This window comes from Enterococcus sp. FR204, assembly GCF_031143325.1.
GTDB lineage: Bacteria > Bacillota > Bacilli > Lactobacillales > Enterococcaceae > Enterococcus_B > Enterococcus_B faecium.
The window spans coordinates 14292-28804 of sequence record NZ_JAKZIW010000012.1 but is presented as its reverse complement, the minus strand read 5'-3'; the positions used below and the strand labels follow the sequence as shown (position 1 = coordinate 28804).

Below are 14513 nucleotides of genomic sequence, written 5' to 3'. Positions count from 1 at the left end.
GTCTCCTCCTTATTTTTTCATCATTAGCTTGAGTGCTTGGCGTAGATACTCATCCGTTGTCTGATTATCGACTTCTTTTAATTGTTTTTCTACACGTTTGATTTCTCGATCACTGTAACCAAGAGCCGAGAGAGCTTCCATTGCTTCAGATAGAGCTGTAGCGTCTTTTGTGTTTGCTTCATCAAATAGACTAAAAGGTGTATCGATACTCAGCTCACCGAATTTTCCTTTTAGATCCAAGATCATTTGTTGTGCTGTCTTTTTCCCTACTCCTGGAAATTTCGTCAAATAAGTGACATCACTGGATTCTACTGCTTGAATCAAACCGGAGTGGTCTTCGCTTGCCATGATTGCAAGGGCACTTTTCGGACCGATTCCTGAAACACTTACTAATCGCAAAAACAGTTGCTTTTCTTCTAGCGAATCAAATCCATACAGAAGATGCGCATCTTCACGTATTACCTGATGGACATAAATTTTTATTTTTTGATTTAGTTTGCTACTGTAGCGGTAAGGATTTCCTAGTGCGATCTGGTAGCCGATACCATTGGTTTCTACTACTATGTAATAGGGGTTGATAAAGGTAACCACACCTGTCAGATATTCATACATATTCTAGTCCTCTTTCTTTTGCACACATACGTTCCCTTTATTGTAGCACATTTCACCTTGTGAAAAAAGGAGTCTGGGGAGCGTTTCTTTCAAATAGCAATCGCTTGAATAAAAAAAGAGCGGACGATCGAGTAAATCCCCGTATTGTACCGCTCTTTGTGTATTTCCATTATTCTACAAGTGATTTGAATTCCCCATAACCTAATTCATCCATCTTTTCATATGGAATGAATTTCAGTGAGGCAGAATTGATGCAGTAACGTAGACCACCTTGATCTACTGGTCCATCGGTAAACACATGTCCGAGATGAGAATCTGCTTCTTTGCTTCGAACTTCTATTCGATGCATGCCATGAGAAAAATCGGCTTTTTCGCGCACTTGTCTTTTCGTTATTGGTTTGCTGAATGATGGCCAGCCACAACCTGCATCATATTTTTCTGCAGAGCTGAATAACGGTTCACCGCTGACGATATCTACATAGATCCCCTTTTCGTAAAAATCATCATATTTCCCGCTAAATGGTCGTTCTGTTGCATTTTCTTGTGTGACTGCATAAGCCATGGGTGATAACTTTTCTTTCAGTTCTTCTTTTTCTGGTCTTATTGGTTTATCCATTAAAAATGCCCCCTTTGTGATCCTATCATAGCGCCAAAGTGGACAGATGCCAACAATTTGCTTTCTTTTGAACTATTTACACTTTTCGGCGTCGGGCAAACTCAACGAAACGGAATTTATCTAATCGGTGAACCGACTCAGAATACTCGAAACAGCGGGTATCTTCCAGATGAACGAGGCTTCTGACTACTACTGCATAAGTGTCATCGTGAAGATCCATCGCTGTTTTCATGATTTCCGTTACTTCTTCTACTGTGATCTCCTTTTGCGCGTAAGCAATCGTCAAAGAAAGCTCATTTTCAAAATATTCATAGATCGATCCTTGTGCTTGTGCTGGAGTTAAAATAGGAACGATTTCCTTTAATAGATAATCGGTGTCTAATATAACTACTTCGCCATTGATTTTTCTTTCGCGTATCAAATGCCAAACAGGCGCACCGATCTCCCAGCCAGTGATCTCGTTCAATGCTTTTGTCACTTCTGTTTCTTCTAACGTATGGATGATCGTTTCACTTGGAATACGTTGGGTCTCCTGTAGCTCTTTATAGCTAGTCAATCCAGAAATAGGAAAGTCGAAGCGATTCCGATCCAGTACGATCGAACCTTTTCCTTGTTTTTTTTGAATATAACCTTCCGTAGTCAAAAGATTCAGCGCTTTTCTAATTGTTTCTCGTGAAACACCATAAATTTTGATCAATTGGTTCTCACTGGGTAAAAGCGAATGCGGAGGATATTCTTTCGCTAAAATTTTCTGTTCCAAATCTAAAAAAATTTCATTGAACTTATTCATGTTTTTTCCCTCACTCGTTCTTCCATCATTTCTTCACTATACTACAGCTCTTTTTGTATTTCAATGTTCCTATTTTTAAGAAAAGCTTATTTTAAGCTTTTTAAAACGATATCATTTTCTCTCGTACTTTTTAATAAAACGCTTGCAATTCTCTCCGAAAAAAAGTATAGTAAATGAAGAAACAACTTGCATAGACAAGTTAAGAGAAAGGGGTTTATTGATATGGCAAAATATCAAGCAGATGCCGAGAAGCTGTTACATGATATCGGCGGAAAAGAAAATATTGCTGCAGTTAGTCATTGTGCGACTCGTATGCGTTTTGTCCTGAATGATCCAGGAAAAGCGGACGAAAAAGCGATCGAAGATATACCTAGCGTAAAAGGGATGTTCACGAATGCAGGACAGTTCCAAGTCATCATAGGAAACGATGTTTCTACTTTTTATAACGACTTCGTTGCAGTATCTGGAGTTGAAGGGGTTTCCAAAGAACAAGGAAAAGCAGCTGCAAAACAAAACCTTCATCCCGTTCAACGTGCTATTGCCGTTTTAGCAGAAATCTTTACACCACTGATTCCTGCAATCATTGTCGGTGGATTGATCCTTGGATTCAGAAATGTACTTGAAGGTATCCAGTTTGAAAGTCTTGGTGGAACAATCGTTGAACACTCGAAGTTTTGGAATGGTGTCAATGCCTTTTTGTGGTTACCGGGTGAAGCAATTTTCCATTTTCTTCCAGTAGGTATCACTTGGAGTATTGCAAAAAAGATGGGTACTACACAAATATTAGGAATCGTTTTAGGAATTACGTTAGTTTCTCCGCAATTATTAAATGCTTATAGTGTAGCTTCCACAGCCGCAGCAGATATTCCATTTTGGGATTTTGGTTTTGCTCAAGTCCAGATGATTGGTTATCAAGCGCAAGTTATTCCAGCCATGCTGGCAGGGTTTATGTTAGCGTATCTAGAAATCTTCTTCCGCAAATATATCCCTCAGTCGATCTCGATGATTTTTGTTCCATTGTTTTCATTGTTACCAACTGTTTTAGCTGCACACGTTATTTTAGGTCCTATCGGCTGGACAGTCGGAAGCTGGATCTCAAATATCGTAAATACTGGATTGACGTCTTCTATCAGCTGGTTGTTTAGTGCCGTATTCGGATTCCTGTATGCTCCTTTAGTGATTACTGGTCTCCACCATATGACCAATGCCATCGATATGCAGCTGATTGCAGATTTCGGATCAACGAATTTATGGCCGATGATTGCTTTATCAAATATCGCCCAAGGCTCTGCAGTCTTAGCCATCATCTTCTTACATCGTGGGAATAAAAAAGAAGAACAAATCTCGATTCCAGCAATGATTTCTTGTTACTTAGGCGTAACTGAACCTGCTATGTTCGGAATCAATTTGAAATACGTCTATCCTTTCGTCGCTGCAATGGTCGGCTCTGGATTAGCTGGCATGTTTGCTAACTTGATGGGTGTTCGAGCCAACGCGATCGGAGTAGGTGGTTTGCCAGGAATACTAGCTATCCAAGCAGAAACATGGGTACCTTTCATCATCGCAATGATCATTGCTGTCATCATTCCATTTGGCTTGACGATCATCTTTAGACGTCAGGGAATTTTGAATAAGATTGATCCTGCTGTTCCTGAAAATGCTGCTGATGTACAACTTCAAACAGCAAATGGCGCAACAGCAACGCCACAGTCTTTCGAACCTGTTTCAGCAACTGGTACGGCAGTTGCAACAAAAGAAACATTATTCGCAGTCGCTGCAGGGACCATCAAGGAAATAACTGAAGTAAATGACCCAGTTTTCTCACAAAAAATGATGGGTGACGGTTATGCTGTCGAACCGTCAAACGGCAAAGTCTATGCACCAGTAAACGGTAAAGTGACGAGTGTCTTTGAAACAAAACATGCCATTGGTATTCTTTCTAATGAGGGGCTGGAAGTACTTGTTCACATGGGATTAGATACTGTTGAACTAAAGGGTGTTCCTTTCAATGTATTCGTGAAAGAAGGAGACCTTGTCACACCAGAGACCCTGATTGCTGAAATGGATTTGCCAGAAATAGAACAAGCTGGCAAGAAAACTGACATTATTGTTGCTTTGACCAATAATGAAAAAGTTGCAGGACTTTCTCTTGACCAATCAGGACTTGTTCGCCCGGGCGAAGCAGTCGGTAAAGCTGAAGTAAAATCTTAGTCAGAGTAGATAAGTAATCTTTTCAATAAAAAAAACGGGCTATCATGGATTTTCAATCGAAAATCAGATAGTCCGCTTTTTTGTTTAAATGAATGTTTTCAGTGCCTGATTGACAGCACCAATCGGAAATCCTACGATACTGTAATAATCTCCAGAAATTTCTTTGACGAATACACTCGCAGCATTTTGGATGCCGTATGCCCCTGCCTTATCCGCATAATCCCCCGTCTCCAAGTAGCGTTTGATCTCTTCGTCTGTCAAAGGATAAAAAGTGACATGTGCTTCTGCTAGTATCCGTTCTTCTCGTTCCTTTGCTTTTAAAACAACAGCTGTATATACAGTATGTGTTTCCCCGCTTAGTTTTTTCAGCATGAATTCAGCCTCAGCCAGATCTTCTGGTTTACCCATGATCTCTTGATTGAGAACAACAGTCGTGTCACTGGCAATCACTAAATGGTCTTCTTTTTCATCTTGTTCCCAGACAGTTCGTGCTTTTTCTTCAGCCATTCTACGAACATAATCGACGGGCTGTTCGTCTGGAAATGGCGTTTCATCGATATCAGCAGGTTCAATCTCGAATTCTGAAACGATATGAGCCAATAACTCTTTTCTTCTTGGTGATTGGGATGCTAATACAATCTTCATGTTTTCCCTCTTCTCTTTGACTTAATGCGGGTCTTGGATTCGTTTGAACATCCTTTCCATATCCGAATTGGTAAAGTGAATCAATACTGGACGGCCATGGGGACAATTGAAAGGATTTTCGCATCGTGCCAGATCCTTCAGCAGCACACGTGCTTGTGCTTCATTCAAATAATGGTTGGCTTTAATCGATCGTTTGCAACTCATCATGATTGCTGTTGCTTCACGGAATTTTTTTACACTCACACTTCCAGTTGTCAGCAGCATATCGATCATCTCCCGAATAATCGATTCTTCTTCTCCATTGGGATACCAAGTAGGATGGGCCCGTACAATAAAGCTGTTTTGACCAAATTCTTCTAAATAAATCCCTGCATCTTCTAGCAAGTGTTTTTGCTCTTTTAATTTCAAAGCATCACTGTTTGGATAGTCTAACACAAATGGAACAAGCAATTCTTGCAGATCATCAGATACTTCCCCAATTTTTTCCCGGAAATATTCATACTTAATGCGCTCTTGGGCAGCATGCTGATCAATGATGTACAACCCATCGCTACTTTGGGCAAAAAGATACGTTCCGTGCATCTGTCCAAAATATTCCAACTGAGGAAAACGTTGTACTGGTTTTTCCGTTTCTAATTTCTTGATGGCTTGTTCTAATGTTTTGTCGTTTCCTTGAGTGAAATCAAATTCAGGATGGAGTGTCAATTCTTCCTCGTAAATCTGTTCATCCTCTTCCAAGGATATATCTATCTGTTCTTTATTTGTTTCTTCCGTGTTATCCACAGTAGGAATTTCTTTCTTTTCAGATTTTTCCACTGTTTTTTCTACAAAGTTATCAACATTTTCACCAAACTTATCCACCGTTTTCGTTGTTTTTTCTGGATAACTGGTGTTTTCTTCAGAAAAACCAGAAAAGTTTTCAACATTTTCCACAGACTTATCAACAGATCTGTCAACAAATGTGCTCTTTGGTTCTTCTACAAAAAAGGTTCCTGTCTTTCGGTCAAAATTCAAACTACTTGGCTTTTTAGGTTTTTCTTCTTCAAAAGCGTAGGACAAATCGATTTCGATTTGTTCCGTTTTAGGCTGATCTGGTACTTTTTTCTTGAACCGTAGATTATCCGCGGCACTTGGGATCAGATTTTCTTGAGACAATGCTTTTTGAATGGCGTTACTAATTAGCTCTGTTAGTTCTTTTTCCTTCGACAGCCGGACTTCCTGCTTCGTAGGATGAACATTTACATCTACTAAAAGCGGGTCCATTTTGATTTCCAATACAGCAATAGGGAAACGACCGACCATTAATTTTGACCCATAACCTGCAACGATTGCTTTATTTAAGGAAAAATTCTTGATAAAACGTCCATTGATGATCGTCGATAAGTAATTCCGACTGGCACGAGTCACCTCTGGCAATGAAACATAACCAAATAACTCAAAATCTAGATCTTTTCCTTCGATTTTCAACATTTTTTTAGCGGTAGATAATCCGTAGATTCCCGCAATCGTTTGTTTCAGATCGCCATTTCCAGCAGTTGCCAACATTTTGTTTCCATCATGTACTAAACGAAAAGCGATTGATGGGTGACTTAATGCCAGACGATTGACGATGTCCCCGATGTTTGCTAATTCTGTGTGCAGTGTTTTCACGTATTTCAAGCGGGCTGGTGTATTGAAGAACAGGTTGCTGACGGTAATCTTCGTTCCTTGACGCAGAGGTGCTGGCCGATGCTCCATGATCTCGCCGCCTTTGAGCGAAAGATAAGTACCTTGTTTTTCTTCCTGATTCGCCGTTTCCAGAGTCATTTCAGAAACAGAGGCAATACTTGGCAAAGCTTCCCCTCGAAAGCCCAGCGTTCGTATGCGGAAAAGATCGTCGCGATTATGGATCTTACTTGTCGCATGCCTCTTGAAGGCATTCTCTACGTCGTCTGCCAAAATGCCTTCTCCGTTATCAATCACTTGGATCGTCCGCAGTCCCGCTTCTTCAACTAAGATATCAATCTGAGTACTGCCGGCGTCAATTGCATTTTCCACTAATTCTTTCACAACGGAAGCTGGTCGCTCCACTACTTCTCCCGCAGCGATCTGATTAGCTAAACGTTCAGATAATTCTTGGATTTTGGCCATCGATATCCGCCTTCTTCCTACAGTTGTTTTTGTAATTCATATAATGTATTTAGTGCATCCATTGGCGTCATTTCTAGTAAATTTATTTGCTTCAGTGATTCAATGACTTCTGTTTCATTTTCGGATAATTCACTGAATAAAGAAAGCTGTTGGTTTTCTTCTTTTACACGGTCTTGTATATGGTCTTGATTTACTTTTTCTGCAGGTGGTTTTATTTGCTCCTGTTTGGCTGTTTTAGTTTTCTCTTCTACTTCAGCTGGAACAGTATGGTGTCCGTTATCACCATTTTCTAGCGTATGCAGGATATCTGCTGCTCGTTCTAGTAGATTGGAAGGCAATCCTGCGATCTTTGCCACATGTATGCCATAGCTTTTATCCGCAGGTCCATCCATCATTTTATGCAAGAAGACAACTTCTCCGTCTTTTTCAACGGCTCCAACATGGACATTTTTAAGCTGCGGAAGTTCTTTCTCAAGTACCGTCAGTTCATGATAATGAGTAGAAAAGAGTGTTTTTGCTTGTACATGACGATGGATATACTCGATGATTGCTTGGGCCAACGCCATTCCGTCATAGGTTGCTGTTCCTCGCCCTAGTTCGTCAAACAAAATCAAACTGTTTGGCGTAGCATAACGCAGGGCTTGATTGGCTTCCATCATCTCTACCATAAAAGTACTTTGTCCAGCAATTAAGTCGTCACTTGCACCGATTCGGGTAAAAATCCGATCAAAAATAGGTAAAACTGCTTGTTTTGCCGGAACGAAACAGCCCATTTGCGCCATCAGAACAGTTAATGCCAACTGTCGCATATACGTACTTTTACCAGACATATTCGGTCCTGTAATCAGCAAGATCATTTCGTCTTCTGCCATTTCTACGCTGTTAGGGATATATTCCTGATGTCCTAATACTTTTTCTACTACAGGATGTCGTCCGTCTTTGATCAGAAGCTGATGCTTGTCACTGACAAGTTCTGGTCGAACATACTGATAGCGTTCGCTGATCGTTGCAAAACTTTGTAGCACATCTACTGCACTGATTGCTTTTGCAAGTACTTGTAGCGGCTGGATAGCCTTTTTGACTTCTTCTCTCACAGCTAAAAACAAATGATATTCTAAATCAACAGATTTTTCTTCTGCTTCGAGGATTTGTGTCTCCAATTCTTTTAGTTCTGGTGTGATGAAACGCTCTGCATTTGCTAAAGTTTGTTTTCGTTCATACTTCTCCAGTTCTGCATTTCCAAGATTTGCTTTTGTAATTTCTATATAATAACCGAAAACGCGGTTAAATCCGATTTTTAAGTTCTTGATTCCTGTTTCTTGACGCTCTTTTGCTTCAAGTTCTGCCAACCATTTCTTTCCGTTTCTCATAGCAGAACGGTACATATCGAGCTGCTCATTGAATCCATCTTTGATGATGTTTCCTTCCGTTATTTGTAACGGCGGATCATCTTGGATAGCTTGGTCGATCAATTGGACGAGATGGTCCATCGGCTGCATTTCTGAAAGCAGAATTTGCCATTGACCTTGATCGATTCCTTCAATCAACCCTCTGATCATTGGCACTTGTTCTAAAGAAGTTTTCAGCTGGATCAAGTCTCGCCCATTGACATTACCGAAAGCTACTCGACCTGCTAGGCGTTCCAGATCATAGACTTTCGTTAATGCTGACTGCAAATCGATACGTTCAAAATAGCTGTCTAGCAAAGAAGCGACCATTTCTTGTCTTGCTTTAATTTGTTTTGCCTGGATAAGCGGACGGTCTAGCCATTGTTTTAGTAAACGGCCACCCATTGCTGTTTTTGTTTCATCTAACAACCATAGAAGAGTGCCGTGCTTTTTCCCAGTCCGAATAGATTGGCTTAATTCTAGGTTGAATTTTGAATAATAATCCATTTTCAAAAAATGATCTGGTTGGTATTCTACTGCTTTTTGGATATGAGCTAAACTCCGCTTTTGTGTCACCGATAAATAAGTCAATAGTTTGCCGGTTGCTTCTTTTTCCAGCGGATCGACTAGTTCGCTTGTCAAAAAGCTAAATTCCGCGTTTTCTTCCATCTCATTTTGTTGAGAAAAGACTAGCCCTAAACGCCCGCTTAGCTGTTCACGAAGGGTATCAGTGATCTCACTGCCTAATACGAGTTCTTTTGTCTGCAATGCAGAGGCTTCATTTAAAACAGCTTCTTCATCATGCAACCGAGCCGTCTTCAATTCTCCCGTACTTAAATCGGCATAAGCAAAGCCAAATTCATTTCCTTGACTAACTACAGCTGTTAAAAAATTGTTGTCTTTTGCCGACAATCCTTTGCTGTCCATGACTGTACCAGGAGTGACTAGCTGGATCACTTCGCGCTTGACCATCCCTTTAGTCGTCTTTGGATCTTCTACCTGCTCGCAAATCGCTACTTTATAGCCTTTTTCAATCAAGGCATCGATATATCCTTGTGCTGCATGGTGAGGTACACCGCACATAGGAATAGGTTCTTCTGCATTTCGATTTCTGCTCGTCAACGTTAATTCCAAAAGCTGTGACGCTTTGATCGCATCTTCGTAAAATAGTTCATAAAAGTCTCCTAAACGATAGAACAAAAAAGCATCTTGGTATTGGGCCTTGATGCTTAGATATTGTTCCATCATAGGAGTATTTTTAGTTTTTTGAGGCATGTTTTTCCTCCTCTATTTGTCCATTGATTTCTTCTTGTATCATAGTTGTTAAATGATGAAGCAGATCATCTGCTTCCAACAGCTGTTTTCTATAAGCTACAACAAGCGGATGCTGATCAAATTCTTGCATGAATTGATCCGCTTGTTTGATTGCTTCTTGTTCTGCTGCTGGTTTGTCATAGTGGGCAAAATGAACAGCATCTTTTTGCGCTTGTTTGATTTTTTCTCTCAACTCAGCTAAATACTGGTTTTGCTGGATCTTTTCTTCAAGTTCTTTGTAGCGAATGATCGTTTCATTCTCTCTTAAAAGTTTTGTTAGTTTCCTTACTTCTTTTTGAATTTCCGGCTCCTGCTGCAAAAAACTGCCTCTCTTTCTACTCCATGAACGGTCGATCATCGTTGATCTGAATCAGCTGGATTTCTTTTGCATGACCTGTCGTATCATCCAATTCCAAGATACAGCCGCTTAAAATCGATCGGCCTTGTTCCACAACTTCAAAACGTTTTGGTAATGCGGTCAGAAACTTTTCGATTACAGGTTCTCTGCGCATACCCAAAATACCATCATAGGGACCTGTCATCCCAACGTCTGTCAGATACGCTGTTCCTCTTGGCAAAATTCGCGCATCATTTGTCTGAACGTGTGTATGTGTACCGACCACTGCTGAAACTTTCCCATCTAAAAACCAGCCCATTGCTTGTTTTTCACTTGTTGTTTCTCCATGAAAATCTACAAAAATGATCGGCGTACGTTTTCTGGCTTCTTCTACCAGCTCATTCATTTTACGAAAAGGATCATCCAAGTCCACCATAAAAGAACGAGCCTGCATGTTGATCACTGCCAGTTCGACTTGGTTCACTTTGACAAAGACCATCCCTTGTCCAGGCGTCCCTTCCGGAAAATTTGCCGGACGAACCATCTTTTTAGCTTCATTTACAAACTCAAAGATTCCGCGGTTGTCCCACGTATGATTCCCCATCGTCACGACATCTACGCCGTCTTGCAAAAATTTTTTATAGATTTTTTCTGTGATTCCACGTCCAGAAGCGGCATTCTCACCATTTACAATCGTTACTTGCGGACGGTACTTCTTCTTCAATCTAGGAAGATATTCAGTAATCATCTCTCGTCCCATTGAACCTACTACATCACCAATAAACAATACCCGCACACTAAATTCCTCTTCTCTTTTAACATCACTCTATATTATAGTTGTTTTCAATAAGAAAGAAAAGGTCAAACAAAAGGAACTCTTTCCTGGTATTTCTTAGTTTTGAAAAATAAAATAAAAAAATGGGACTGTGACAAACATCTTGTCACAGTCCCATTTCCCGAATAAACGTTGTTTCATCTACTTCTTCAGAAATAAGCCGTAATTTTACAAAAATTTGAGAAGCAATTTTCGTAAATCCCTTCTTATTTCTTGAAACTGACCACTTCTGTCACGACCTCTTCCTTAAACGGTGTTCAAAAGCTTGCATCAAGTAATAAGCCCAGAAAAACGAAAAATAGGAGGAGCTATTTTTGTTTGGCTGGGCTTATTACTTGATGCAGAACAGCTTTTTCACAACCTCTTTTAAATCACGCTTAACTCTTTCAATGCCTTCCAAATTCCATCCTGATCGTTTGTATCAGTGACCATCTTAGCTTCTGCTTGTACTTCTGGCACAGCATTCCCCATAGCTATCCCAATTCCTGACATACGCAACATTTCACGGTCGTTTTGTCCATCGCCAAAGCTGATGATGTCTTCATGAGGGATGCCTACTTGTTCTGCTAAGTGCAGAATTGTCGCTGCTTTAGAACCATTTTTAGGTACGACATCTACACTGTTCTCATGCCAGCGGACAAATCGAATTTTATCATATGAAGAGAACTTCCCATCATATGTTTGATCGAAAAATGCTAACGCTTGGTATATTTCTTGTTCCTCTGCAAAAAACTGATCTAATTCAGGCAAGACAGCACCGAAAGAATGCATCGCTTCTTCCATCACCGTTACATCATTGGAAGAAGAACGCTTGATATTGTCTAAGCTGACAAAAGCTGTATCGATCTGCTCATGATGCGCTTCTTGAACGAACGCATCCAACTGGTCGCGATCTAGTAAATTCTTATATACTTGTTCATGGTCTAAAAAACCGGCCGCTCCATTACATAAAATGTAGTTCGTAAAATCAAGATCGCGAATGATCTCTTGCGCATGAAATCGGCTCCGCCCTGTAGCAATCGTGACCAGATGACCGGCTTTGCGTAATTTTTCCAATGCTTCTCTCGTGCTATCTAAAGCTTGTTTGTTTGAATCTAACAACGTTCCATCAATATCAAAAGCAAATAATTTGCGTCTCATCTCTTGTCGTCTCGCTTTCTTATAAATACTTACTTGCCTCTCGAACAGCTAACTTACTCAAATCTGTTGTCAGCTGTCTTTTTACCCAATCGGCATCGGTCTTACTGTAATCGCGTAATGCCCAACCAATTGCTTTTTGGATAAAGAATTCCTTTGTTTGACGATCTTCGTCTATTGCTCGGATCAATAGTCCTGTGTCTGTTTGCTGTTTATAACCTAATTGCAACGTGATTGCTATTCGACGTAGCCAAAAATCTTCCTTTTTTTCAAACAATTGAAAGACTTCTTCACGCTGCTCTGGGTAGGCTTTACACCATGTGCTGTATACTTTTCTCCAAGAGTCGATGCTGTCCCACCATTCTTTTTTCTGAACTAGTGGCAACAATACGACTAAGTCTTCAAATGTAAGCCGTTTGATGTTTTTCTGGACTAAATCGATTGCTACATACTGATACTCTCTTTCGATTTGTTCATAATAATAATAATAAACAAAAGCTAAAACTTCAGAAATAGATAAATTTTTGCTCTCATCCAGTAACGGTTGTTGTAAAAGAGCGCGTTCCGGCTTAGGTACTCCAGCAAAGGAAAAAAGATTTTTCATGTACTTTTCCATTTGTAACGCTTTTTCCTCATTTTTTGGAAAAATTAAAACTTCCATGGCACTTCCCCTTTAATGAACGACTTTTTAGTCCACATAGGATGATTTTGACTGATTCAGCCAAGCATATCCCAGTCCCATTACTAAACCGCCACCAATATAATTTCCTGCCAAAGCAAAAAACAAATTATGTAACACATTGCTGACTGTCATTCCATCCATCTGTCCGTGAGAAGCAAAGTAAGCAAGCGTAAAGGCAAGAAAATTCGCTATCACGTGTTCATATCCTAAAAAAGCAAAAATGAAAATGATGAATACGACTGTGATCACTTTCCCGGCATCCTCTTTCATCCGCATGCTGATCAGTACAGCGGTATTGACAACGATATTCGCAAACATCCCTTCCACCAAAATCGTTGCTGCAGGTTTTGCTAGTTTTACTGCTATTGATTCTAACATAAAGTTGTCCAACGTTAAATCTTGAAATGGCGTAGTCATAGAAATAAGAAATCCACATAACATACCGCCAATCATATTGAAAAAAATACAGGCAAATAGAATCTTGGCTGCCTTACTTAAAGCAAGTCTCTGCCGAAAAACACCCACGGTCATATAAAGCATATTCGATGTTCCTAATTCGGCGTTCATGTATAGAATCATGACCAGACCCCAGCTGAACATAAATGCGTATAAAATCTTTCCTAGACCATGCGCGATATCTTCCCCCTTCATCGCGATCGCAAATGCCACAGCCGTTCCTAAAGTCAAAAACAAACAGGCGAGAACCGCTCGAACAGCGTAACGTGAAAAGCTGTTTTCAAAAAGATTCGCCTTCTTTTCAATTGAAGCATCGATTTTCTCAAATAATGGTGATACCGGATTCATTGATTTTCTCCTTAAACTTCCTTCGCTTTTTTCCATTTGCACATACCCTCTCATTTTATAAAGACAGCCTAGGTTTGTAAAGCGTTTTTATGTACTAATTATCTTGACATTTATGGATGATCTATCATATACTGTAGTTTGTGTAAAATAATGCAGCAGAAAAATAATAACTCATCCCTAGTTTGTTGCCCCGTCTCGGGTTCGATTGTGTAACCGCGGCTGCAAAGGTGAAGATTGAAGAACAAACTATATGATTATGAATTTTTCAACGGATTATTTTACTCCAAAAACTTATATTCATTGGAGGAAATTTTAATGTCTCGTTATACAGGACCATCATGGAAAATTTCTCGTCGCTTAGGCATCTCATTGTCAGGCACAGGAAAAGAATTAGCACGTCGCCCTTACGCACCAGGTCAACATGGACCTAACAGCCGTGGCAAACAATCAGAATACGGCATGCAATTAACTGAAAAACAAAAACTTCGTCACATGTACGGAATGAACGAACGTCAATTCCGTAACTTGTTCGTAAAAGCTAGCAAAATCAAAGAAGGTAAACATGGTGTTAACTTCATGATCTTACTAGAACAACGTTTAGACAATGTTGTTTACCGTTTAGGACTTGCAACGACTCGTCGTCAAGCACGTCAATTAGTTAACCATGGTCACATTTTAGTTGATGGCAAACGCGTTGATATCCCTTCATACCACGTAGAAGTGGGTCAAGTTATCTCAGTTCGTGAAAAATCACAAAACATCGTAACAGTAAAAGAAGCTGTAGAAGCAACTGTTGGACGCCCAGCATTCGTAAGCTTTGACGCTGAAAAATTGGAAGGTTCATTGACTCGTTTACCAGAACGTGACGAACTATATCCAGAAATCGACGAAGCTCTTGTCGTTGAATACTACAACCAAAGCTTATAATTTCAAAAGCTTTCTTGAAAAAGACCGCTATCTATTGGATAGCTGGTCTTTTTTTATATTTTCTATTTACAAAGCAATCACTTTG

Annotated in this window: 13 protein-coding genes; 2 read left to right on the top strand and 11 right to left on the bottom strand. The window is 40.0% G+C overall.

The annotated features are described in order from the left end of the window. Window positions 1-9 precede the first annotated feature (9 nt). The 3 genes from ruvA to treR form a co-directional block, all read right to left on the bottom strand. Window positions 10-612, bottom strand: coding sequence for a Holliday junction branch migration protein RuvA (gene ruvA, locus RG571_RS04835; protein ID WP_002290528.1), 603 nt, complete (start codon window positions 610-612; stop codon window positions 10-12). 169 nt (window positions 613-781) lie between these two features. After that, window positions 782-1228: a peptide-methionine (R)-S-oxide reductase MsrB gene (gene msrB / locus RG571_RS04830; RefSeq protein WP_002294252.1), complete on the bottom strand. Its 447-nt coding sequence runs from the start codon at window positions 1226-1228 to the stop codon at window positions 782-784. A gap of 76 nt (window positions 1229-1304) precedes the next feature. After that, window positions 1305-2018, bottom strand: coding sequence for a trehalose operon repressor (gene treR / locus RG571_RS04825; protein WP_002294254.1), 714 nt, complete (start codon window positions 2016-2018; stop codon window positions 1305-1307). Window positions 2019-2240: 222 nt separating this feature from the next. Between treR and treP the strand changes: the two genes are divergently transcribed. Further along, a complete protein-coding gene (treP, locus tag RG571_RS04820) occupies window positions 2241-4229 on the top strand; it encodes a PTS system trehalose-specific EIIBC component (RefSeq protein ID WP_002327544.1) in 1989 nt (662 codons plus the stop codon). A gap of 84 nt (window positions 4230-4313) precedes the next feature. Here treP and RG571_RS04815 read toward each other — a convergent pair whose 3' ends face one another. The 8 genes from RG571_RS04815 to RG571_RS04780 form a co-directional block, all read right to left on the bottom strand. Continuing rightward, entirely contained in the window at window positions 4314-4874 is a 561-nt protein-coding gene (locus tag RG571_RS04815) for a nucleoside triphosphate pyrophosphatase (protein WP_114634988.1), read from the bottom strand. 21 nt (window positions 4875-4895) lie between these two features. Then, complete coding sequence (gene mutL, locus RG571_RS04810; protein ID WP_114634990.1) at window positions 4896-7004, bottom strand: DNA mismatch repair endonuclease MutL; 2109 nt, start codon at window positions 7002-7004, stop codon at window positions 4896-4898. A 17-nt stretch (window positions 7005-7021) separates the two neighbouring features. Next, window positions 7022-9667 carry a DNA mismatch repair protein MutS gene (gene mutS / locus RG571_RS04805; RefSeq protein ID WP_308947543.1) on the bottom strand — a complete coding sequence of 882 codons (2646 nt, stop codon included), beginning with the start codon at window positions 9665-9667 and terminating at the stop codon, window positions 7022-7024. After that, complete coding sequence (locus tag RG571_RS04800; RefSeq protein WP_002297923.1) at window positions 9651-10064, bottom strand: YlbF family regulator; 414 nt, start codon at window positions 10062-10064, stop codon at window positions 9651-9653. Before RG571_RS04800 ends, mutS begins: the two co-directional genes overlap by 17 nt. Then, a complete protein-coding gene (locus RG571_RS04795) occupies window positions 10042-10839 on the bottom strand; it encodes a TIGR00282 family metallophosphoesterase (protein WP_002297139.1) in 798 nt (265 codons plus the stop codon). The genes RG571_RS04800 and RG571_RS04795 overlap by 23 nt, the downstream gene beginning before the upstream one ends. A gap of 405 nt (window positions 10840-11244) precedes the next feature. Further along, window positions 11245-12018, bottom strand: a complete 774-nt coding sequence (locus tag RG571_RS04790) for a Cof-type HAD-IIB family hydrolase (protein WP_002294261.1) — start codon at window positions 12016-12018, stop codon at window positions 11245-11247. 19 nt (window positions 12019-12037) lie between these two features. Then, complete coding sequence (locus RG571_RS04785) at window positions 12038-12676, bottom strand: DNA alkylation repair protein (protein ID WP_114634880.1); 639 nt, start codon at window positions 12674-12676, stop codon at window positions 12038-12040. Between the two features lie 27 nt (window positions 12677-12703). Further along, window positions 12704-13555 carry a formate/nitrite transporter family protein gene (locus RG571_RS04780; RefSeq protein ID WP_181811517.1) on the bottom strand — a complete coding sequence of 284 codons (852 nt, stop codon included), beginning with the start codon at window positions 13553-13555 and terminating at the stop codon, window positions 12704-12706. 261 nt (window positions 13556-13816) lie between these two features. Between RG571_RS04780 and rpsD the strand changes: the two genes are divergently transcribed. Then, window positions 13817-14428, top strand: a complete 612-nt coding sequence (rpsD, locus tag RG571_RS04775) for a 30S ribosomal protein S4 (RefSeq protein WP_002294265.1) — start codon at window positions 13817-13819, stop codon at window positions 14426-14428. Window positions 14429-14513: the final 85 nt, after the last annotated feature.